This window comes from Agrobacterium sp. Azo12 (assembly GCF_029193765.2).
In the GTDB taxonomy this organism is placed as follows: Bacteria; Pseudomonadota; Alphaproteobacteria; order Rhizobiales; family Rhizobiaceae; genus Agrobacterium.
The window spans coordinates 2,923,367-2,946,407 of sequence record NZ_JARFYO020000001.1; the positions used below are offsets into that span (position 1 = coordinate 2,923,367).

General features: G+C 54.9%; 19 protein-coding genes. 6 read left to right on the forward strand and 13 right to left on the reverse strand.

Translation table 11 applies throughout. The annotated features are described in order from the left end of the window. Positions 1-24: 24 nt before the first annotated feature. The 4 genes from PYL13_RS13950 to PYL13_RS13965 form a co-directional block, all read right to left on the reverse strand. The gene (locus PYL13_RS13950) at positions 25-633 is read right to left on the reverse strand and encodes a DUF2026 family protein (protein WP_275641722.1); all 609 of its coding nucleotides are present in this window, start codon (positions 631-633) and stop codon (positions 25-27) included. Positions 634-798: 165 nt separating this feature from the next. Next, positions 799-2,232, reverse strand: coding sequence for a ribosome biogenesis GTPase Der (gene der / locus PYL13_RS13955; RefSeq protein ID WP_259143640.1), 1,434 nt, complete (start codon positions 2,230-2,232; stop codon positions 799-801). 29 nt (positions 2,233-2,261) lie between these two features. Then, positions 2,262-2,933 (reverse strand): tetratricopeptide repeat protein, encoded by a 672-nt coding sequence (locus PYL13_RS13960; RefSeq protein WP_192488360.1) that lies wholly within the window; start codon positions 2,931-2,933, stop codon positions 2,262-2,264. A 190-nt stretch (positions 2,934-3,123) separates the two neighbouring features. Beyond that, a complete protein-coding gene (locus PYL13_RS13965) occupies positions 3,124-3,708 on the reverse strand; it encodes an NnrU family protein (RefSeq protein WP_275641723.1) in 585 nt (194 codons plus the stop codon). Between the two features lie 211 nt (positions 3,709-3,919). On the opposite strand from PYL13_RS13965, the gene PYL13_RS13970 reads away from it, so the two are divergent. Beyond that, the gene (locus tag PYL13_RS13970; protein ID WP_275642039.1) at positions 3,920-4,924 is read left to right on the forward strand and encodes a polysaccharide deacetylase family protein; all 1,005 of its coding nucleotides are present in this window, start codon (positions 3,920-3,922) and stop codon (positions 4,922-4,924) included. Positions 4,925-5,014: 90 nt separating this feature from the next. On the opposite strand, the gene sbmA is transcribed toward PYL13_RS13970, so the two are convergent. The 8 genes from sbmA to glpK all read right to left on the reverse strand — a co-directional run bounded on the left by sbmA (position 5,015) and on the right by glpK (position 15,718). Further along, the gene (gene sbmA, locus PYL13_RS13975; RefSeq protein WP_275641724.1) at positions 5,015-6,289 is read right to left on the reverse strand and encodes a bacteroid development protein BacA; all 1,275 of its coding nucleotides are present in this window, start codon (positions 6,287-6,289) and stop codon (positions 5,015-5,017) included. Between the two features lie 159 nt (positions 6,290-6,448). Then, positions 6,449-7,633 carry an MFS transporter gene (locus PYL13_RS13980; protein ID WP_275641725.1) on the reverse strand — a complete coding sequence of 395 codons (1,185 nt, stop codon included), beginning with the start codon at positions 7,631-7,633 and terminating at the stop codon, positions 6,449-6,451. Between the two features lie 103 nt (positions 7,634-7,736). After that, entirely contained in the window at positions 7,737-8,285 is a 549-nt protein-coding gene (locus PYL13_RS13985) for an invasion associated locus B family protein (RefSeq protein ID WP_275641726.1), read from the reverse strand. A 72-nt stretch (positions 8,286-8,357) separates the two neighbouring features. Beyond that, the gene (locus PYL13_RS13990) at positions 8,358-11,300 is read right to left on the reverse strand and encodes an autotransporter outer membrane beta-barrel domain-containing protein (protein WP_275641727.1); all 2,943 of its coding nucleotides are present in this window, start codon (positions 11,298-11,300) and stop codon (positions 8,358-8,360) included. A 327-nt stretch (positions 11,301-11,627) separates the two neighbouring features. Continuing rightward, positions 11,628-12,380 carry a type I methionyl aminopeptidase gene (map, locus tag PYL13_RS13995; RefSeq protein WP_275641728.1) on the reverse strand — a complete coding sequence of 251 codons (753 nt, stop codon included), beginning with the start codon at positions 12,378-12,380 and terminating at the stop codon, positions 11,628-11,630. A 56-nt stretch (positions 12,381-12,436) separates the two neighbouring features. Further along, positions 12,437-13,498 (reverse strand): LLM class flavin-dependent oxidoreductase, encoded by a 1,062-nt coding sequence (locus tag PYL13_RS14000; protein WP_259143587.1) that lies wholly within the window; start codon positions 13,496-13,498, stop codon positions 12,437-12,439. Between the two features lie 209 nt (positions 13,499-13,707). Then, the gene (locus PYL13_RS14005) at positions 13,708-14,175 is read right to left on the reverse strand and encodes an SRPBCC family protein (protein WP_275641729.1); all 468 of its coding nucleotides are present in this window, start codon (positions 14,173-14,175) and stop codon (positions 13,708-13,710) included. A 46-nt stretch (positions 14,176-14,221) separates the two neighbouring features. Beyond that, positions 14,222-15,718, reverse strand: coding sequence for a glycerol kinase GlpK (gene glpK, locus PYL13_RS14010; protein ID WP_275641730.1), 1,497 nt, complete (start codon positions 15,716-15,718; stop codon positions 14,222-14,224). A 161-nt stretch (positions 15,719-15,879) separates the two neighbouring features. Here glpK and PYL13_RS14015 point away from each other — a divergent pair, with 161 nt between their 5' ends. The 5 genes from PYL13_RS14015 (at position 15,880) to PYL13_RS14035 (ending at position 22,531) form a co-directional block, all read left to right on the forward strand. Then, positions 15,880-16,656 (forward strand): 3-hydroxybutyrate dehydrogenase, encoded by a 777-nt coding sequence (locus PYL13_RS14015; protein WP_275641731.1) that lies wholly within the window; start codon positions 15,880-15,882, stop codon positions 16,654-16,656. Between the two features lie 21 nt (positions 16,657-16,677). After that, a complete protein-coding gene (gene xdhA, locus PYL13_RS14020) occupies positions 16,678-18,147 on the forward strand; it encodes a xanthine dehydrogenase small subunit (protein WP_275641732.1) in 1,470 nt (489 codons plus the stop codon). Positions 18,148-18,151: 4 nt separating this feature from the next. Continuing rightward, positions 18,152-20,491, forward strand: a complete 2,340-nt coding sequence (gene xdhB / locus PYL13_RS14025) for a xanthine dehydrogenase molybdopterin binding subunit (protein WP_275641733.1) — start codon at positions 18,152-18,154, stop codon at positions 20,489-20,491. A gap of 12 nt (positions 20,492-20,503) precedes the next feature. Then, entirely contained in the window at positions 20,504-21,349 is an 846-nt protein-coding gene (gene xdhC / locus PYL13_RS14030) for a xanthine dehydrogenase accessory protein XdhC (protein ID WP_275641734.1), read from the forward strand. Between the two features lie 258 nt (positions 21,350-21,607). Next, positions 21,608-22,531, forward strand: a complete 924-nt coding sequence (locus PYL13_RS14035) for a LysR substrate-binding domain-containing protein (protein ID WP_275641735.1) — start codon at positions 21,608-21,610, stop codon at positions 22,529-22,531. Here PYL13_RS14035 and PYL13_RS14040 read toward each other — a convergent pair. Continuing rightward, entirely contained in the window at positions 22,507-22,803 is a 297-nt protein-coding gene (locus PYL13_RS14040) for a hypothetical protein (protein ID WP_250982400.1), read from the reverse strand. The genes PYL13_RS14035 and PYL13_RS14040 overlap by 25 nt on opposite strands. Positions 22,804-23,041 lie beyond the last annotated feature (238 nt).

Sequence of the window (23,041 nt, forward strand, 5' to 3'; positions counted from 1 at the left end):
TCCACGGCGCTCCAATTACAGGCATCACCAGGCACCGGTCAGCGCATTCCCAGACAGCGGAATGGTGTTTGTTTCACCATTATGATTTTTGGTAGAAATCGACGTCTGCATCTGCTTGGGCGATTTTCTGAACCATGTTGCGGCGATGCTGGCGAGATCACCGATCATCGCATGTTTATGCCAGTCAGCGAAGCGCTTGGTCGTTGCATCCGGTTCCGACTGAAAGAAGAAGTCCCCGGATTGGCCGAGATCGTTGATCGACTGCGCCATGGCGGACAGCGGCCGCTGAAACATCTTGGAAGGCAAAGACAGTTCTGGCGCGGCCTGGCTAAATGCCGGAGACATGAAGTCGATCACCCAGCCATCGGCCTCAACCCAGCAGTGAAAGTTTTCGCCAGCGCCAGTCACGTAACCATCTTCACGATGGTCGGCAAACAACAGCATCGTCCCACCAAGATTAAAGGCAGCAAGGCCGCCTTTGGGTTTGGCCTTGACCTTGAATTGCTGCTCAAGAATAAACGCACCAAAGGTGCTGAAATACATTGATGCGGATGCCGGATTGGCATTTTCGTTAATCAGCAGGCTGTTGATGACACGGTAAATCCGGTGATAGTCGCTCTGCTTGATCAGCATGTCTTGTCTTCCGTTAGAGTGGGACGGTCAGTCTGAACGACCATCATCCCCGGCCCTTTGCCGGGGTTTCGTCATTGCCATGGATCAAACCACCACTGATCTGCGGGTCTAACCCGCAGATGGCACTAATTGTCTGGCATGTCTGAAGCTAAATGAAGCGGCAGATTACCGCTTCTTTTTGGCCTTGTTCTCGAACGGGTTGTCCGAACCACGGTAATGCACACGGATCGGCACGCCTGGCATGTCGAAGTCATTGCGCAGGTTGTTGACCAGATAACGCGTGTAGGATTCTGGGATCGACTCTGGTCGTGTGCAGGAAATCATGAAAGCAGGTGGACGGGCCTTTACCTGCGTCATGTATTTCAGCTTCAGACGACGGCCAGAAACGGCTGGCGGTGGGTGATGCGTGGTCTGCGATTCCAGCCAACGGTTGAGCTTTGCTGTCGAGATACGGCGGTTCCATACCTTGTCCGTATCGACAATATTCTGCATCAACCGGTCAAGCCCGTAGCCAGTCTGGCCGGACATTGGAACAGCGCGAATACCGCGTGCCTGTGGCAGCAACCGTTCGGTCTTTTCACGCAAGTCGGCAAGATAGGCCTGGGGGTCTTCAACCAAATCCCACTTGTTGAATGCCAGCACCGCTGCACGACCCTCGCGAATAACGAGGTCCACAAGCTGCAAATCCTGCTTTTCAAATGGGATGGTGGAATCGAATACGATCACCACAGTTTCGGCAAAACGGATGGAACGCAGGGAATCGGCAACCGACAGCTTTTCCAGCTTTTCCGTAACCTTGGCCTTGCGGCGCATGCCAGCCGTATCAAACATCTTGATGCTGCGTCCGCGCCAGTCCCACTCGACAGAGATGCTGTCGCGGGTAATGCCGGCTTCCGGACCAGTCAACAGGCGGTCTTCACCGAGGAAGCGGTTGATAAGTGTCGATTTACCGGCATTTGGGCGGCCGATGATCGCAACGCGAAGCGGCTTGGTTTCATCGTAAACCGGCTCTTCTTCGTCTTCGTCCTCGTCTTCACCGCGTTCGGAGCGAGGAATGACAACGTCGGTTTCCGCCTCATCGTCTTCAGACGGAAAGGCCATGTCTTCGCCTATGGCTTCGATGATCGCGTCGCGCAAATCATGCATGCCTTGGCCGTGCTCAGCGGAAATAGGGGTCGGTTCGCCAAGGCCCAGAGTGAAGGCATCATAATAGCCACCATCAGAACCGCGCGCTTCAGACTTGTTGGCCACCAGCACAACTGGTTTACCACGACGACGCAGCATGGTTGCCAGGGTTTCGTCTGCCGGTGTCAAACCATACTTGGCATCGACCACGAACAGCGTCAGGTCCGCCTCTTCGATCGCAGCCTCGGTTTGTGCCCACATGCGACCCTGCAGTGTCTCGGGGCCGGACTGTTCAAGACCTGCGGTATCAATGATCGTGAAGCGCAGATCATCAAGCCGTGCTGCACCCGGCCTGCGGTCGCGGGTCACGCCGGGCGTGTCGTCCACAAGCGCCAGCTTCTTGCCAACCAGACGGTTGAAAAGCGTCGACTTTCCGACATTGGGGCGCCCTACGATGGCGACGGTGAAGCTCATGGTGCGTTCTTCCTTGGGGTATATGTTTCTTACGGCGCCTTGCCGGAAGCAGCAATGTTATCGAGCATGATCTGGGCACGGTTGGCAACATTGCGCGGTGCCTGTGCGTCGGTGGTGATCTGCTGGAACCAGTCTCTGGCCTTCACGAAATCACCCGCCTTATAGGCGGCAAGACCAAGAGCCTCGCGTGCCGAGCTGCGGAACGCCTGGCTTTCGCCAGAGAGAACCTCAACCTGAGCAGACACCTGATCATAGCTGCCATTGTCGACCAGCAGCCATGCGGCGCGGATCTTGGCAGCGTCACGGAACACCTGCGGAGCAGATGTGTCATTGCCGATGGCGGTGAACGCTTCGGTAGCAGCCGTTGCGTCGCCCTTCTGGGCCTGCAGGGTTGCCGAGCGGAACTTGGCCAGAACCGGGTAGGAACCGTGGCCAGCCGTCTCAAGTGCAGCCAGTGCTGCCAGTGCATCATCTGGCTTGTTTTCAGAAGCCAGCTTCATAGCAGCGATAAATTGGTCACCGGAGTTGGAGGCACGGTTGCTGTTCCAATATTCGTAAATACCAGCGCCCGCAGTTCCCAGCACAATCAATACCGCGCCGCCAATAACAACGATGCCGTATCTGCTCCAGAAATTCGTCATCTTCTCCGAACGAAGCTGCTCGTTCACTTCGCGGATGAAGGTGTCATTTTCATTTGCCATCGAATTCTCCGTAGCCGCATATCCGCATCGATATCCATCGAGAAGGATGAACGGTTATGACTTCACGCTGAAACTTGCCTGTCGGGCACTGAACCGCAGGCATTTGTTCGGCCTTCTAGCGCATTTTGCCTTTTATGTAAGGGGGAAAGCGTCACTTTCCTGTCAGTGACGCCTCATCAGTACATAGATTTTAAAGCGCAAGCGGCTGAACGCCAATCAGCCATTCGTGCAACTTGAATATAAATGCCGCCCAAAGTGCAACTCCACCGACCACGGCAATCAGGTCATAGCGAGCAGAAACGAAGGCCGGGCGCACCAGCAGACCTGCCCGCTCCCGCCGTTTCAGCGCAATACGCATCACCACACCCCAAGCCAGAAACGCTGCAAACAGAATGACCGACGATGTTTCGCCATTGGCAAGCAGGTGCGCTAGCGCCCAGATTTTGACCGAAAGAACCAGCGGGTGTTTAGTCTTGGTTGCAATGTGCCCCGGCGGAAGAAGGCTTGCCACAAGACAGATCATCGCGATCAACATCAGCGTCAGCGCAATATGGCTCATCCAGACCGGTGGATAATACAGCATGCCTGTGACCTGCCGGGCCTGACCGAAAGCATAGATCACCAGCACAAGCGTTATGACGCTGGCAGCGGAATAAAGTCCCTTCCAAGCACCAGCGCCCAATCCGGCAATTGCGGCATCCCGAAAGCCCGGTGCAACGATGCGCACCAGGTGGGTGGCGAAGAACAAGCAAAGACAGAGTACGAGCAGCAGCATGGGAAAATCCTCGAAAACAAGCGGCGTTTCAGCCGGATAATTGAGATCGTTACCACGACCTTGCTATAAGAAAATCACAAAAATGCCAGACAATTCAAAGGTTCGCCTTATTCCGGCGGCACAAGGCCATATCACGGCAGTTTTTCTCCTGCTTCAAAACATGGGCGACTTCGCCCGCGCCTTTAGAACATGCATGTCGATTGGTCCTGAAATGTTGCGTAAAATCCTTGCTGCTTCGCTTCTCTGTTCGGTTTTCTCATCTGCGGCACTCGCTGAGGAACAGCCGCGCCAGCAATTTGTCATCGTGTCGTTCGATGGCGCAGGCGATAACTCGCTGTGGGACCGCAGCCGCGCGACATCAGCCGAGACTGGTGCAAAATTTACCTACTTCCTGTCATGTACCCTCATCATGGACTACAAAACCGGCAAGGCGACCTACAAGGGACCGGGCAAAAAACTCGGCCGCTCGAATGTCGGTTTCGGCCAGACTGTTCAGGAGGTGGAAACCCGCCTCAACAACATCTGGCAGGCCCATCAGGAAGGCCATGAAATAGCCAGCCACGCCTGCGGCCACTTTGATGGCAAGGACTGGACGGCAGCCGACTGGGAAGCTGAATTCGAGACGTTCAGCAAAACGCTTGAAAACGCGTGGGAGATGATTGGCAAAAAAGATGCCGAGCCGCAAGGTTGGCGGGAATTTGCCAAAACCGACATCAAGGGTTTCCGTGCCCCTTACCTCTCGCAAAGCGATGGCCTGACTGCAGCCGAAAAGAAACACGGTTTCATTTATGATGCGAGCCTTGTGACCAAAGGCCCGCAATATCCTGTTACGGCCAAGGATGGCATGACCCGCTTTGGTCTGCCATTGATCCCCGAAGGACCGAACAGCCGCCCGATCATTTCCATGGATTATAATCTGTTTGTGCGCCATTCCGTCGGCGTGGAAACACCGTCCAAGGCTGCGGAATTCGAGGAGCGCGCCTATAAGGCGTTTCGCGCCGCTTTCGACAAACAATACAATGGCGAGCGCATTCCCCTGCAAATGGGCTTCCACTTCGTGAAAATGAATGGTGGCGCCTATTGGAATGCCTATGAGCGTGTATTGCGGGAAGTCTGCAAAATGCAGGATGTGTCCTGCGTTAATTACGCCAGCTACATGGAAACCTTGAAGGCTGCCGCACCCGTTGAAAAATCGACCGCGGGTTCTTCCTTCTGACTTGGACACGATACGTCGGCAGTTCAATACGCCAACACCAGGACATAAAAAACCCGCCAGTCTGGCGGGTTTTCTTTTTTCTTGAGGGGTTTACGGCCGGTTGGCAGCCATTTCACCGTCTGCAGCTTCACGCTCCAGATAGCGCTGATCAATGTCCGGCAGGGCTTCACCCTCAATCACTGCTTCGAAAGCTTTCAAACGCTTATAGATCGACATCAATTCGACAATGGTCGACCAAGAATTAACGACATATTGGAATGAGCCACGAACTTGGTCGAACACATTATTTATCTGCGTCAGCAATCCAAGCGTCAGCTTGCCTGCCGCAATCGACGGCACTAGCACGATCAAGCTGAACAGATTGTCCGCCTGCAGATAGAAAATTCTAGCCACGTTGAAGTACATGTAGTGAAAATAAAGACGGAAGTAATTCCTGCGTACGTTAGCAAAGAGTTCGCTGACAGTCGCAGGCTGAGCGCGGTCTTCATGGTCTTCCCCGTACACAAGTTCTTTGCGGTAGGCTGCCTCAACACGCTGGTTTCGGAACTCGAGCCCGGGAAGTTTGATACCAACCAATGCAAGGAAAAAAGTTCCGAATAATGACCAGAAAATAGCAGCCCAGACCAGAGCATGAGGCAGTTCGCCAATGATAGGCAGCTCTGTAATATTTTTTCCCAACGTAAAAAGAACGGGCAGGAAGGCGATCAAGGTCATCAATGCTCTAACCAACCCGACACCAAGGCTCTCTACTGTCGTAGAGAAACGCATCGTATCTTCCTGAACACGTTGAGATGCGCCTTCGATATGTCGCAACCTATCCCAGTTAGCCATATAGAATTCGTTCATCGCTGTCCGCCATCTGAAAATATAATGGCTAACAAAGAACAAATTCAGAACTCCCACAGTGATCGCGACGAACGCGATCCCAGCGAACCCCAACATGCCCAGATACAGCTGTTCCGCCGTCACAGGCGCACTGCGTGAAAGAGCCTGTTGAATGAGGTCATAAAACGGACCGTACCACGCGTTGATGGCAACACTAACCTGTACAGAAAAATAGGTAGCGAAAATGATCACCGCTGATCCCAGTACTGACCACATCTGCCAACGATGCGGACGGTAAAGAAACCAAAAACCAGTAAACAATAGAACCACGGCGGTGTAATAAATATAAAACCACAAAAACGGTGTGGACCAGAAAAGGGACACTCCAATTACAGGGCTTTCGCCATCGGCAAGCGGAGGTAAGCCGATAGCTGCACCCCAGCCGTTTGCGCCTGCATACCACATGGCAATACACACAGCAGTCCACAAGATGGCAGACGTGAAGAACAGTTTCGGATTTGGGAAAAATGAATGGAACACGTTTGAAACTCACGCGGACGTTAGGGAGCGGCCGGAATTGGCGAAGCAGTCAAGATGCGGAAAATACGGCAGAAATCAGCGTACAGCAATCAACCATCCGCATCCTTACCAACTTGTAACTGAAAAACCACCAAAACCTTATGTTTGACGCTTACCGCATCAATCCCGCATGCGGGCAACCGGCACCATCAACAGCATGGCAATGCCGAGCGCAGTGGCAGCCAGTATGGTTGGCAGGGTGAAATTGCCGGTGAACTGTGCCACCCATCCGCCAACCAAAGGCCCGGTAATCTGGCCAATTCCAAATGCAGCCGTCATGAATGAAAAAACGCGCCTCGGGCTGTGCGGCGAAAACTGTCGCCCCAATTGCAGACCATACGCTGTCACAACCATGAATGTCAGGCCAAACAATAGCCCGCCGAAAAGCGCACCCACCACAGGTGGCAGCAGTACGGATGCAAGAACACCGACAACTTCAATTGCCAAGGCCATGACGAAGGTCCAGCGATGCCCGGTGAGTTTCGCAACCGGTCGCCAGATGTAAAGAGAAATTGCACTGGCGCTACCCGTGATAAACCATGCCAGACATTCCACCAGTGCGCCCGCATCGGCCATTCGCACAATGGTAATCAGAAAGGTGGCGGTAATCACATAACCAAAACCGAACAGACCATAGGCAATGGTTAGCAACACCAGCGGCATACGCCAGCGTATTGGCGGCTCAACAGTTGCCACTGCGGTGCGAGGTGGACCAGAGGGTAAAACACGCGCCACGAAGATGAAGGCAATAAAAACGAACACCGCCCCGACAATCCATTCCGCTTGCCAGGACGCGCCCTCCCCGTGCAGCAGCGAACCGATAACAAAAACGAGAAGTGACGAAACGGCAATGCCGACGCCAACGCCAGCAAAATGCAAAGACTGCACATCTTCCCGCCCGGCTGCAGTGGCGTAGCCGATAACGATCTGCGACGTGAAGATCATTGCCAGGGCGCTGGCCATACCGGCCAGAAAACGAATGAGAATAAAGACTTCGACTGCACGCGTCATAGCCATGGCCAACAGCAGCAGACCGGTAGCCAGCATTCCGCCAAGCGCCACCAGTTTTTCACGTCCGTTCGCCCAACCGTAAGCGGCGAGAATGGCGCCCAGCAGATAACCAGCAAAGTTACCTGCAGCAATCAACCCTGCATCAGAAGCCTTGAGCGACAGGTCGCTGATCATGCCGGGCAGGACTGGCGTATACAAAAAACGCCCGAAACCTTGCGAACAGGCCATGGCCAACGCCCCGGCAAAGCCGATCAGCAGGACACGCGAATGGGATTGTGCGGCAGCGTCAGTCATGTCGCGTCTATGGCAGTGCAACATGGGTCAGGCAAACCATTTATTTTGATGGCACCTGCCAATGCTATTGAACCCGATAATTTGGCGCTGATAAGCAGCCTGCCTATTTCGAAAGTGCCACCAACCGGTCAAGCGCGGTGGAAAACCCCTTCAATGACAGGCCCAACAGCACATTCTGCCCGCTGTCATAGGCTTTGGCGACAAGCTTGACATTACTGCCACCCCGCAAGGTTTGCAGAGTTGGCGCATCAAGAAGCACTTGCACGATACAGCCCGTTGGCAAGCAGGTTGCAAAAGGTGACGGGTTCGACACCACGCCATCATCGACCTGAACCGTCACACCCGCCGCCAGCTGCAGTCCGAATGGCAGAATAATCGTTCCACGTATTTGGTCATTCTTGTCAGTGCTGATTTCGGCTGCAATGACCAGCTGCTTGGTATCGTTCTTGCGTTGTTGTTGCGTCATCAAACAAATTTGCTTTGCCTCAGCCTGTGAACATAGCACGATCCAGTCGCCATGGGTTTCGTTGACGGAGAAGACATTGTTACCTGCCGCCGCTGGTGCCTCTGTCTGCGCTGCCACGTTGGATGGCTGTGTCACGAACGACACCAGAGCGACTGCGGCAGCCGCCTTTATGTTTTTTCCGAACATGCAGACACCTGTCATTATTCTGAACGTCCAGCGCCACCTACAAGCGACTGGACGTTCAGAATTGCATTGAAATCAAAAACGAACCTGTAACTTGGCGTTGACGCCATGGTCATAGGCTTTGGCACTGAACTGCCCTGTATAGGATATGCTTAAGGTCGAGACCGACGAAAGGGCAAAATCCATTCCCGTTTGCACAATCGCCGTATTTCGGTCCAGTGGCGTGCCAACCACTCTGAAGCTGTCACCGGAGGAGAACCGGGCCGTGGTTTCCGGCTCCACATCACCAAACGCGTGGATCCAGCCAAGGGAGCCACGCAGTGTGGCCGGAACAGACCCGACATCAAGATCGGTCGACGCGCGGACCCCAAGTGTCGTGTAGGTGGTGTTCAAATCGGTGTTACCCATGGTCAGGGCGGAAAGGCCACCGGTTTCGGTAAAGCCATCGGTCTTTACCCGCATATGGCTCAGGCTAACGAAGGGTTCGAATGATGCAGGTGCGACATCGATACGGTAGCTCATCTCGCCAAACATGTTGAGGGTGCTGGCATCATAGTCAGCTCTCAGCGTCTCACCGAGAAAATCAACCTGGCGCACCGTGTCGACCCTGTGCCAAGTGTAGTTGATGCCAGTACGAAACGAGATGGCATCCCACCGGCTACCGGCATAGACACCGAGATGATAGTTGTTGCTGTCGCCGTCACTGTCTGACGTGTCAAATGATGACCGGCTGTAGCCACCAAACACACCGACCCGCCAATTGTCGGAGATGCTAGCGTCACCACCGATCAACACACCCGCATTTGATATATCGGTATCGGGACTGCCAGTCAGACCATCAACCTTGCCCCAGGAACCAAAACCGTTTGTCCAGACGGAGAACCGATCCTGATCAAAAACATCCGTTTTCTTCTCGAAGGATGCAAACTGGCCACTTTTGGCCGGTTTTGTTTCCTCGGCATAACCGAGGGCTGGAACGGAAGGTGCAGCAACCCCATCGGTCATGGAACGGATACGGCCGTTCACCGTATTGTTGACGGATTGGGCCGTCTGAAAAAAGGCGGCACGCGGTGCGGTATGAGTTTCGCCCGACAATTGCCGCAGCGCCTCTTCCTGCTCACTGTCAGGCACGGAACCGAGCGAAGACCACAGACCACCAGGCGCGCTACCGGATTGCAGAACAGACAGCACCGAAGACTGGTTTGGCGTCAAATCAGACCCGCCATTGCCAACACTGACGGTTGAGAGAAGCGAAACAATACCATTGTCATAGGAGATTTCGTAATTGGACAAGCCACCCCAATCAATCGTGGAAAATGTGCCGGTCACACTCGTTGCCTTCAGGATGGTGTATCGGCTGGCATTCGCAGCCCCGGAAAGCGAAATTTGCAGCGACGTCCCGGAGTTGATGGTCACGGCCCCGCCAGTCAACACCACCGCATCGCTGCTCAGACCTGACACCTGCACGACATAGGTTGAGCCGGTCGAAAAGGCGAGATCACCCACAACCGACAATGTGCCTCTGGACCCCACAAGACCGGGCGATAGTGTGCCACAGTTGCCGATCGAAAGCGTGGACCCTGGCTTGCCAACAGTGCCAGTGCCGCCCAGTGTGCCGTTGCTCAAAACGTCTATCATTCCGCCGAGCGAACCGGTAACCAGCGCCGTTCCGCCGGAGATACTGGTGATACCGCCAAGCGTGGAGCTGGTGCCGGAAAACGTCGTCACGCCCGAGACATGATTGATGAAGCCGGTGCCCGAGATAGCGGACGAAAAATCATAGCTGGTATTTGTGTGATTGAAAACGAGCGTGCCTGAACCGGGACCGAATACAACCTTCGGAGACTCGATATGTCCAGCAACACCAGCCGCATCGCCTGCCGCAGCGCCGATATTCAGCGTACCGGTTGAGCCTGCCAAATATCCAATTCGAACACCAGCAGCACCGGTTACCGCAATGGTGGCCCCATCCCGCACAGTTGCTTCACCGATGCCATAATAACCAACAGCTATGTAATTGGTGTTTACAAATCTGGTATCGGCTCCAGTCAAATCGAGAGTGCCGTTACCGGATGCCAAGAAGCCCAAAACAGCCGTATTGCTATTGAACGATGCTCCATCAGCCAGTTTGACCGTGCCAACACCAGAACTACCGACGGCAAGATAAATGTCGGAGGTCGTACCGTTTATTGTAAAGCTGCTGTCGGCTCCGGTGACTGTGATTGTCCCCTCAGCAGTCGATTTGTCACCGACGATTACTCGCTTGAAAGTATTGGTCGTAGCGCCGCCACTCACAGTCAGGCCACCCTCGCCCTCGTAACCAACAACCAATGCGCCGCCTGTGATAGACCATGTGGAATCGTCGCCGTCGATCAGTGCGGCACCAACGCCCCCATCACCATAACCAACCGTTACAGCGTAATCTGTCGCTGTCGCGCCACCGCTGACCGTAAACTTGCCCTCACCTATATGGCCGATAATTGTGGCTCCACCGCTGGCAGTCCAGGAACTACCCTCACCATCAACGGTAAACGTACCCGACGAGCCGGCAAATTGGCCGAGATGCAGTGCATTGACGGTACTTGCAGATCCGCCATCTTCAATAAGGATCGTACCATCGCCGTAAAATCCTGCTGTAAGCCATCCAGTGGCCAAGGATGCATCTGCGCCCGAGATCGTCAGAGTGCCGATTTCACCGACGGCTTCACCTACACTCAGACTGGTGCCCGTCAGACTGCCGTTACCCGAAATATCTAAGTAAATTTCGCTCACCGAACCAACGTAAAGATTGTTATAGCTCGCGGCATCGGTGATGCTCGTTCGCCCGTCGACGCCGGGTACCTTGATGTTGACAGTGCTTCCCGCTACCGGGATGACACCCCCAATCCAGTTTGCAGGATCGTGCCAATCGCTTGACGTGCCGCCAGTCCAATCACTTGCATAAGCTGGAAAACCGCTGCTAACAGCGACGACAAAAATAGCTGCTGATCCCAGCAACCTGCTTCGGTAGAACCTCATGCTCCCCCCGGAATAGACAATACACAACGCTTGGTGGCTGTCCTCCATCAGGTTCAAATTGATTTAACCTGACCCAACCACTGATTGCGTTAAGGCTTGCATATTTGGAGAGCGGTTGAAAGTTAGCAAATGGAAATATTCGCCTTCTGGATGTGGTTATCCAGCGCGTAAAATAGAATTTATTACGCCGACGACTGAACATCCTGAAATCACGTAAGGGAAGATGGCGCTTAAAGACGGGCCAAAAATCGATAAAGAAAAGCACAAGTCGAGACTTGAGTCGGTGCGTTCAGCACCGTCTCGATCTCAAATGCAATCACTGCAAAATCAGTCAGCAAGCGTCAAAACGAGCGGACCATTTTTGGTCACCACAATCGTGTGCTCGAACTGGACGGTCGGAGAACTGGGATCGCTGTAAAGCGTCCAGGGATCATTGTCGCCGTCTTCCGCCCAATAGGCACCGGTAGACAGGAAGGGCTCTACGGTAAAAACCATGCCCTCTTCCATGATCCGGGTTTCATCCTTGTCCGGCCATGTCGCAAGTTCGCGCGGCTCTTCATGCAATGAGCGGCCAATGCCGTGGCTGGCAAGGTTGGTGATGAGGGTGTAGCGGTTCTTGCGGGCGAAGGCGCCAATGGCATTTCCGATATCAGCCATCGGCTTGCCGGTCTTTACCTGCTGCAGACCGGTCCACATGGCGCGTTTACCATCCCGGCACAGACGCTCGATTTCCTTTTTCACGGGCGGCACGGCGAAGGACGCGCCTGTGTCACCAAAGAAGCCATCCTTCACAGCCGAAACGTCGATGTTGACGAGGTCACCTGGCTTGATGATGCGCACGCCGGGAATACCATGCGCCACTTCTTCATTGACGCTGATACATGTCGCGCCGGGAAACTGATAACAGAACTCCGGTGCCGATTGCGCACCATTGTCTTCCAGTATTTTACGACCGATATCGTCCAACTCGGCCGTGGTGATACCCGGCTCCAGCGCATCAGCCATGGTATTCAGGGCAACGGCACACAGGCGGCCGATTTCCTTCAGCTTCACCAATTCTTCTTCGGACGAGACGATCATAAAACTACCCGGACATGCGGATTGCGGCAGTTTGGCGCCGCAACCCTATACTTACATCATGCGGTGGCTTTCACCCTATCAGCGCTGCCAGTCAATTCTTTTCTGACAATCGGCGCGACTTTCGTACCGTACAACTCGATACCGCGCATGATCTGATCGTGCGGCATCAGGCCGATGGCCATCTGCAGCAGGAAACGATCATTCTTGAACACGTCATGTGCTTTGATGATTTTTTCCGCAACCAGTTCTGGCTCACCTAAGAAGAGATTGCCTTCCGGCCCACGCGCCATGTCGAAATGGGCACGGCTGGTCGGCCCCCATCCGCGTTCACGACCCAGCCGGTTCATAACCTCTGCCTGCGGACCATAGAACTGGTCAGCGGCAAGATCGGTGGTGTCGGCAATAAAGCCATGCACGTTAATGCTGGTTTTCTGTTTGGTCTCCGGCTGGCCAGCGCGGCGGGCCGCTTCGCGGTAAAGATCAAACAGCGGTGCAAACCGACGGTATTCGCCGCCGATAATCGCAAGCGCCACCGGCAGGCCCATTGCTCCTGCTCTTGCGACGGATTGCGGAGTGCCGCCAACGGCAATCCACACCGGCAACCTTTCCTGCAAGGGGCGCGGATAAACACCACGGCCATTGATCGGCGTGTGTTTGTTGCCAGACCATGTGACAATCTCGTTTTCACGCAGGGTCAGTAGCAGGTCGAGTTTTTCAGCAAACAACTCGTCATAGTCTTCCAGATTATAGCCGAACAGCGGATAGGATTCGATGAAGGAGCCGCGACCGGCCATGATCTCTGCGCGTCCATTCGACAGCAGGTCAACAGTTGCGAACTGCTGGAAGACGCGGATCGGATCATCGGAGCTCAAAACCGAAACTGCGCTCGACAGTCGGATATTGTTTGTCTTGACGGCGGCAGCGGCCAGCACGGTGGATGGCGAAGACACCGCATAGTCCGGGCGGTGGTGTTCGCCAAGACCGAACACATCCAGCCCGACCTGATCGGCAAGCTCGATTTCCTCGATAAGATTTTTAAGACGTCGTGCACCTTCCGGTCCCTTGCCATCCGGTGCGTTCGGATCGACATCCGCAAATGTGTAAAGACCGAGTTCCATGATCGATGCTCCTGTTTCTTCACGCAGAGATAGGCATCGCAAAAGACTATGGCAATTTCAAAATATGGAACGATCCGTTCGATGAAATGGATAGGAAAACTTTGCCCCGAAGCGGGCCGTAAGATCAGAGATGCGATTCTGTTTTCAAACACTTGGCAGCGTAACTTGAATCACTCTGCCAAGCAGTTGAATCAGAATTTGAAGTCTCTTCAGATTTGCTCCAACAGAGCCTCCAGTTGGTCGGCGGCTTTGCCCCAGCCTTCGTCGAAACCCATTTCTTCATGAGTCTTCTTGTCCTCAGCCGTCCAGTGCAGCGCCTTGGCGGTGTAGCGTGTCTGGCCGTTTCCAGCCCCCTCAAAACTCACATAACCGGTCATGAATGGCTTCTCGCTGGGCACCCATCCATCCTGATAGGCATCGGTAAACACGAGAAGCCGGTTGGGGACAACCTCAAGAAAAATTCCGTTATTGGGATAAACCTCACCATCCGGACCGCGCATGGTTACGTTAAAAACGCCACCGGACCGCAAATCCATTTCCACGTCGGAAACGGTATAGGGCCGCGGTGTGAACCATTCTTTCAAAAGATCAGGATCGGTCCACGCCCGATAAACCTTATTAGGTGGCGCATCAAATATACGGGTTAAGGACAGTTCATGTTCTCCCAGTTTTGGCATGCTGCTTCCTCCTCTGTGTGATGTCGGCCAACCGATACAAGCGCCGTCAGACCTTAACGAGCGTCCTGCGAACGGCGTTCCTCCACCCCTTCACTTTTGTTTTCCGGATACTGGTTTCCATTTTGGGTTCAAACCGCTTATCTCGCGACCACGCCTTTGCAAATGCATCCATGTCTGGCCACACACCAGCCCGGCTGCCCGCAAGCCACGCGGCACCAAGTGCGGTCGTTTCCAGAATAACGGGACGATCCACCGGCGCATCGATAATGTCTGACAGTCGCTGCATCGTCCAGTCACTGGCGACCATACCGCCATCCACCCGCAATACAGTCTCACCGTCGCCGTTATTTTTCCAGTCCTTGTGCATGGCATCCAGCAGGTCACCGGTCTGGAAACAAACGGCTTCCAATGCGGCGCGCGCAAACTCCGCGGGGCCAGTGCCGCGCGTCAGACCAAAGATCGCACCACGAGCTTCCGCATCCCACCAGGGTGCACCGAGCCCGACAAACGCTGGCACCAGATAAACCTCCTGCGAAGGATCAGCCTTGTCAGCCAACTCGCCGGTCTGCGACGCTTTCTCTATAATCTTCAGGCCATCGCGCAGCCATTGCACGGCCGCACCAGCCACAAAAATCGACCCCTCCAGTGCATAGGTCGTCTTGCCGTCCAGCCGGTAGGCAATCGTCGTCAACAGGCGGTTCTTGGACCGCACAATGTCCGCGCCGGTATTCAGCAACGCAAAACATCCGGTGCCGTAAGTTGACTTCAACATGCCCGGCGCAAAACACGCCTGCCCAATGGTGGCCGCATGCTGGTCTCCCGCAACCCCCAAAATGGGTATTTCAGCACCGAACAGATCTTTTTCCGTTGTTCCGAAATCGGCAGCACAATCCTTTACCTCGGGCAGCATGGCCTGCGGTATATCCAGAATGCCGAGCAGCTTTTCGTCCCAGCGATTTTTTTCGATGTTGAACATCAGGGTGCGCGAGGCATTTGTGGCATCTGTCACGAAAGACTTCGCCCCGGTCAATCGCCAGATCAGAAACGTATCAATGGTGCCAAAGCACAGTTCGCCCTTTTGTGCGCGCTTGCGTGCGCCCTTGATGTTGGACAACAGCCAGGACAATTTGGTGCCGGAAAAATAAGGATCGAGTAGCAAGCCGGTCTTGGCTGTAAAGGTCTTTTCATGCCCGGCCCGTTTGAGCTTTTCACAATCCTTTGCGGTGCGGCGGTCCTGCCAGACAATGGCATTGTGTATGGGCTTGCCACTTTCCCGCTCCCACACCACGGTTGTTTCGCGCTGGTTGGTTATGCCGATGGCAGCAATGTCGCCCGCCTTGATACCGGCCTTTTTAATCGCCTCCCTGATCGACCACAGCACGCTTTCCCATATTTCTTCGGGATCATGCTCTACCCAGCCGGACTTCGGAAATATCTGGCGAAATTCCTTCTGCCCTACCCCGGCAACCTGCATCTTTGCATCGAACACGATGGCGCGGCTCGACGTCGTGCCCTGGTCGATTGCAAGAATGTATTCACCCATAATTTTGCTCCTCACATGTCCCGTCGCAGGGAAATGCGCCTCGCCGTCATTGTCAACCCGCAGCCATATTAGGAAGCTGTGAAAACCCGATTGCCAGCCGCCCCTGTTTGAGCATACCTTCGATGCTCGCAATGCGTCATCAAGTACGCAGGGGAACATATATGACGAGAACAGTCATCGTAACCGGCTCAACGAGTGGTATCGGCCTTGGAATCGCGCAAGCTTTTGCAAGGGACGGTGCAAACATTGTCATGAACGGACTTGGCGATCCTGGTGAAATTGAAAACACCCGCCTGATGATGGAGGCGGAAAATGGGGTGCATGTCATCCACCACGCCGCCAATATGACCAAGCCGGAAGAGATTGCCGACATGGTGGCGCAAGCCGAACAAAAGTTCGGACGCATCGACGTACTGGTCAACAATGCCGGTGTGCAGCATGTGGCCCCGGTCGACGAATTTCCGCCGGAAAAATGGGACCAGATCATCGCCATCAATCTGACGAGTTCTTTCCATACCATGCACCGCACTATTCCGGTGATGAAGAAGGCCGGGAAAGGCCGCATCATCAACATTTCGTCGGCCCACGGTCTGGTTGCCTCACCGTACAAGTCAGCCTATGTGGCGGCAAAACACGGTATCATGGGCTTGACCAAATCCGCGGCATTGGAGCTGGCGGAAACCGGCATCACCGTTAATGCCATTTGCCCCGGTTACGTGCTGACGCCTTTGGTAGAACAGCAGATACCGGACATGGCAAAAACCAGCGGCATCAGCGAGGAAGCAGTTAAAAATGAGGTGCTGTTACGGCTGCAGGCCACCAAAGAATTTGTCAGCATTGAAGACATCGCAGCAACGGCAATATTTCTTGCCAGCGACGCAGCATCACAGATCACCGGAACACATATCTCGGTGGATGGCGGCTGGACCGCCCAATAAACCTGATAAAGAAGGCAATGCATGAACGACGCGATAAGCTTCATTCTTAATAGTCAGACCGTTTCCCTTGATGACTTCGGGCCAACGGACACTCTCCTTGACTATCTACGGCTGAACCGCAAACTGACCGGCACCAAGGAAGGCTGTGCAGAGGGCGATTGCGGCGCCTGTACGGTGTTGGTAGGCCGACTGATCGACGGATCGCTGCGCTATGAGAGCGTCAATGCGTGCATCCGCTTTATAGGCTCGCTGCACGGCACCCATGTCGTGACAGTGGAACATCTGGCATCAAAGGACGGCACTCTTCATCCGGTACAGCAGGCGATGGTGGATTATCACGGTTCGCAGTGCGGTTTCTGCACGCCCGGTTTCATCATGTCGCTTTACGGCCTGTGGCTTTCCGATGAAAAGCCTTCGCGCGCAGCGATTGAAAAAGCACTGCAAGGCAATCTCTGTCGATGCACCGGCTATGAGCCAATCGTGCGCGCCGCTGAGCACGTCTCCTCTGCCCGTCCAAGCGCCCTGTTCGACCCGCTGCAGCGTGACCGCTCGGAGATTGTCAGCCGCCTTTGGGCCATTGCACAGAACGGCACGATCACCGTGGCGAAGGGAAATGAGCGCAGCATCATTCCGGGCTCGGTCACAGAACTTGCCGAAATCCTGAAGCAGGAACCGAAAGCCACCATCGTTGCCGGCAGCACGGATGTGGGCCTGTGGGTCACCAAACAGATGCGTGCCCTCAACCCTGTCGTCTTCATCAACAATCTCGCGGAACTGCAAACCATCGCAGCGGATGAAAATACCATCACCATTGGTGCCGGCGTAACCTACAGTCAGGCATTTGAAACCATCGCGGCCCGTATTCCGGCCTTCGCCCGTTTGATCGACCGTATTGGTGGGCAGCAGGTCCGCAACATGGGCACGATCGGTGGCAACATCGCCAATGGTTCGCCAATCGGCGACACACCGCCGGCCCTGATTGCACTTGGCGCGACACTGACACTGCGTGCAGCCAATGGTCCGCGCACCCTGTCGCTCGAAAAATATTTCATCGACTACGGCAAGCAGGATCGCCTGCCCGGTGAATTCGTGGAGAAGGTGACCATTCCTCTGCCCAAACAGGGCAGTCACTATGCGGTCTATAAAATCTCCAAACGGCGTGATGAAGACATCTCCGCACTTTGTGCCGCATTCCATCTGACGCTTGGCGAGGACAATACCGTCAGCGATCTCCGCCTTGCTTTTGGTGGCATGGCCGGCACCCCTAAACGGGCAGCCAATCTGGAAGCTGCACTTTCCGGCAAACCATGGACACAAGCCACCATCGACGAGGTCCGTGACACGCTGGACGAAGATTTCACCCCGCTGACCGACTGGCGCGCCACGGCCGCCTATCGCCAATTGACTGCCAAGAACCTGCTGACCCGCTTCTTCCTGGAAACCTCCGGCACCCCGCAGGAGATCAAGCGTTTCGAATTGCAGGAGGCCTGACCCCATGGACACCACAACATTCGACACCGCAAAAACCACGGTCGAGGGCCAGATGCACGGCTCGCTGCGACATGATTCAGCACATAAGCATGTGACGGGAAGTGCCGAATATATCGATGATATTCCCGAACCCGCAGGCTTGTTGCACGGCGGGTTGGGCATGTCCGATCGCGCCCATGCCACCATCACATCCATCGATCTTTCCGAGGTGGAAAGCGCGCCAGGTGTGGTCTGGGTCATGACGGCAAAGGATATTCCCGGTGAAAACGATGTGTCCTCCGGTGGCCGTCACGATGAACCCCTGCTGGCAGAAACCAAGGTCGAGTTTCATGGACAGTTGATTTTTGCGGTCTTTGCCGAGACCCGGGATCAGGCACGTCGTGCCGCCCGCAAAGCCAAGATCACCTATGAAGACCTGCCGCACTGGAGCGATATCGACAGCGCGCTGGAAAACAATGCCCCGCTGGTTGTTGACCCCATGACGCTGAAGCGTGGCGAAGCGGCACTCGAGATGGATGTTGCGCCGCGTCGCCTGACCGGCACGATGCGGATTGGCGGACAGGAGCATTTTTACCTCGAAAGCCATATCGCCATGGCCATTCCGGGCGAAGATGACGAAGTCACGGTGTGGAGCTCGACCCAGCACCCCAGCGAAATCCAGCATATCGTCAGCCACATCATGCAGGTGCCGTCCAATGCCGTCACCGTGCAGGTACGCCGCATGGGCGGCGGTTTTGGTGGCAAGGAAACGCAGGGCAACCAGTTTGCCGCCCTGTGTGCCATTGCCGCCAAGAAGCTCAACCGCGCCATCAAGATCCGCCCTGATCGCGACGAAGACATGAGCACCACAGGCAAACGTCATGATTTCCGGGTCGATTACGAACTGGGCTTTGATGATGAAGGCCGCATCCATGCTGTCGATGCCACCTATGCGGCACGCTGCGGTTTCTCCTCGGATCTTTCAGGCCCGGTCACCGACCGTGCCCTGTTTCATGCTGATTCCAGCTATTTCTATCCGCATGTAAGACTGACCTCGAAACCGTTGAAAACCCACACCGTTTCCAACACCGCCTTTCGTGGGTTCGGTGGCCCGCAGGGCATGCTGGGTGCGGAACGTTTTATTGAAGAAATCGCCTATGCAGTCGGCAAGGACCCGCTCGAGGTCCGCAAGCTGAACTTTTACGGCCAGCCGGAATCGGGGCGCACACTCACCCCCTATCATCAGGAGGTCGAGGACAACATCATCGCCCGCATCGTTGAAGAACTTGAACAGTCCAGTGACTATCAGGCACGGCGACAGGCGATCATCGAGTTCAACAAGACCAGCCCGATCATTCGCAAGGGCATTGCGCTGACACCGGTCAAATTCGGCATTTCCTTTACGCTGACAGCCTTCAATCAGGCCGGGGCATTGGTGCACATCTACAATGATGGCTCCATTCACCTGAACCATGGTGGCACGGAAATGGGCCAGGGCCTTTACACCAAGGTTGCCCAGGTCATTGCCGATGCATTCCAGGTCGATATCAGTCGGGTGAAGATTACCGCGACAACGACAGGAAAAGTGCCCAACACCTCGGCCACCGCCGCTTCATCCGGCACCGATCTCAACGGCATGGCCGCCTATGATGCTGCCCGTCAGATCAAAGAACGCCTTGTCCAGTTCGCCTGCGAAAAGTGGAATGTCGGACCGGAAGAGGTAACCTTCCTGCCAAACCGCATTAGAATCGGTTTGGAAGAAGTTGCCTTTAACGACTTCATAAAACAGGCTTATTTCGGTCGCGTGCAGCTCTCTGCCGCCGGCTTCTACAAGACCCCGAAAATCCACTGGGACCGTGCCGCCGGTCGAGGCAAACCGTTTTATTATTTCGCCTATGGTGCGGCAGTCTCGGAAGTTTCCATCGATACGCTGACCGGCGAATATATGGTAGAGCGGGCCGATGTGCTGCATGACGTCGGCAAATCCCTCAACCCTGCCATCGACATTGGCCAGATTGAGGGTGCCTTCGTACAGGGCATGGGCTGGCTGACCACGGAAGAACTGTGGTGGGACAACAAGGGGCGTCTGCGCACCCATGCACCGTCCACCTACAAGATACCGCTGGCATCTGACCGTCCCAAGACCTTCAACGTCAAGCTGGCGGAATGGGCTGAAAATGCCGAGCCAACCATTGGTCGTTCCAAGGCCGTAGGTGAGCCACCATTTATGCTGGCCATATCCGTGCTGGAAGCATTGTCCATGGCAGTTGCCAGCGTGGCCGATTACAAGGTCTGCCCACGACTTGATGCACCGGCCACACCGGAACGGGTGTTGATGGCCGTCGAACGCTTGAAGAAGGTATAAGGGGGAGCCTTGATGCGCGACACCTCCCTTGCAGCCTTTCTGGATGGCGCAGAACCAGTCATCCTGATCGAAATTGAATCCGTAAAAGGCTCGTCGCCGCGCGAGGCGGGTACCTTCATGCTCGTCTCGAAGGACCGCATCTGGCAAACCATTGGTGGGGGCCAGTTCGAATATATGGCCATTGACCACGCCCGTGCGATGTTGAGCGGCAAGACGGTATCCGGCACCATGGACATTCCGTTGGGGCCGGAAATTGGCCAGTGCTGTGGTGGGCGCACACTTTTGCGTTTCACCGAGGTCAATGACACGGTCGCGGCGGGATTGAAAACAAAGTTGGAGCAGGAAAACCGCGCGCAGCCATCGGTGTTCATCTTCGGGGCTGGCCATGTCGGAAAGGCACTTGCCCAGGCGTTTTCGCTTTTACCTGTGTCAACCAGCATCATCGAGACGCGGCAAGACGAGTTACACGATCTGCCAACTGGCGTGGCAACACATCTGAGTGCCATGCCAGAGGCGAAAATTCCCTCCATTCCTGCTGGCAGCGCTGTTATCATCGTCACTCATGACCACGCACTGGATTTCCTGATTGCGAAACAGGCCTTGGCACGCGCAGACCTCGCCTATGTCGGCATGATTGGCTCAAAGACCAAACGCGCCACCTTCGCCCACTGGATCGAGCGGGAAAGCGACGCCGAGGCGTCCGTCAATCTTGAAAGGCTGACCCTGCCAATCGGCGGATCAACCGTCAAAGACAAACGCCCGGCGATCATAGCGGCCTTGGTTGCCGCAGAAGTGCTTCACGCATTTCATCGCTCTGCCGCTCCCGTGGAGAGCCAAGCCCTCGCCTTCCATCCATAAGACCGAGATCACGTTTGATGTCGTCACTTAGGCTGTCATCGACAAGGTTCTGGGGTCGTGTTGTCGCGCTTTTAATCCGCATGGACCTGACAAGGTCCAACAGCCGCGAAACCGCAAGCATAGGGCTTCGCACGCGCAAGGTTGCTCCACGCATCTTCGTTTCCTCATAAACTGAATTGTTGTATGAGATGAGAATGCCGTTGTTTTCTTTCAAAAACCAATGAAATATCGCAGGTAGTAAATAAAGAGAACTTATCCATGAAACTGTCACGCCAGTTGCCGTTGAATGCCTTGCGGGTTTTTGAGGCCACCGCCCGCCATATGAGTTTCACCAAGGCGGGTGACGAGCTTGGCATGACGCAGACCGCTGTCAGCTATCAGATAAAACTGCTCGAAGACTTCATTGGCATGGCGCTGTTTGTGCGCAAACCTCGACAGGTTAGCTTGACGGAAAGCGGGCAGAAGCTGGCGCCAAGAGTGGCCGAGGCTTTTGGCGCGTTGCGCAATGCGGTGGCCGATGCGAAGCATATCAAAAGCGACACGCTCTTTATCCACACCACCCCAACCTTCGCAGCCCGTTGGCTGTCACGCCACATCGGCGCCTTCCAGCTTGAAAATCCCGGCATTGCAGTTCGGCTGGAAACATCGCAGGAATTTGTCAATTTCAGCCAGACGGATGTGGATCTGGCAATCCGCGCTGGCGCCGGTGTCTGGCCGGGCCTGGACTCGCATCTTCTGATGCGCGGTGGGTTTTCACCGATGTTAAGCCCGGCACTGGCAGAGACCATTGGCGGCGTGAAGACACCGGCCGACCTTTTGAAGCTGCGCCTTATCGATGCAGGGGATCCATGGTGGCAACAATGGTTTCATCAGGCTGGAGTGAGCGACCCGCCCTTGCAAAACCGCACAGGCAGTCGTCTTGGCGCGCAAACATTCGAGGCTGCTGCCGCCATCGCCGGTCAGGGCGTTGCCATTCTGACACCCGAGTTTTATACTGATGAGGTGGCGCTTGGGCGCCTCATGCAACCCTTTGACATTACCAGCCACGACGGCGCGCATTACTGGCTGGTCTATCCCGAAAACCGCAAGAACGCGCCAAAGATCAAAGCCTTTCGCGAGTGGATTTTCAAGCTGATGCCATCAGTCGATCAACAGGGTCAGAAACCCATATCCGGCGCGTAAAAACAGCGCGGCGTATTTTCATCCGGATAAAGACACAGGTGGTACTCACCGTCATCGGAACGTCGGGTTTCCCGTTGCGTCCAGTTAAACACATGCCGCCTCGTGACCAGCCGGTGGTCACCGGGCGCCAGTGACACCTCATACCCACCCTGCACGACCCGCACGCTTTTTGTCGGGATCATCTGGCAATCACCGGTCTCGGAATTGCCATTGCAGCAATAGCTCTCATATTTGAATCCCTTGTGGGATTCATGGGCAGACACACTCGGCACGAGAGCAAAAACAAGGGTAAAGACGGCATAGAACCAAACCGGCCGAAATCCGGAAAATTTGTAAAAACAAGAAGCTAACGCATTTGCCTGATTCAACTTCGCATGCAAACGCTCAATCACAGTCACAGTATGGCGCATGGGCATTGTCTCCGTTGAAGATAACGGCAGTCACCCGAAACGCATTGCGTCCTGTAGTTACGACTTAAGACATGAATTTAACAAAACCGGGACGCAATGC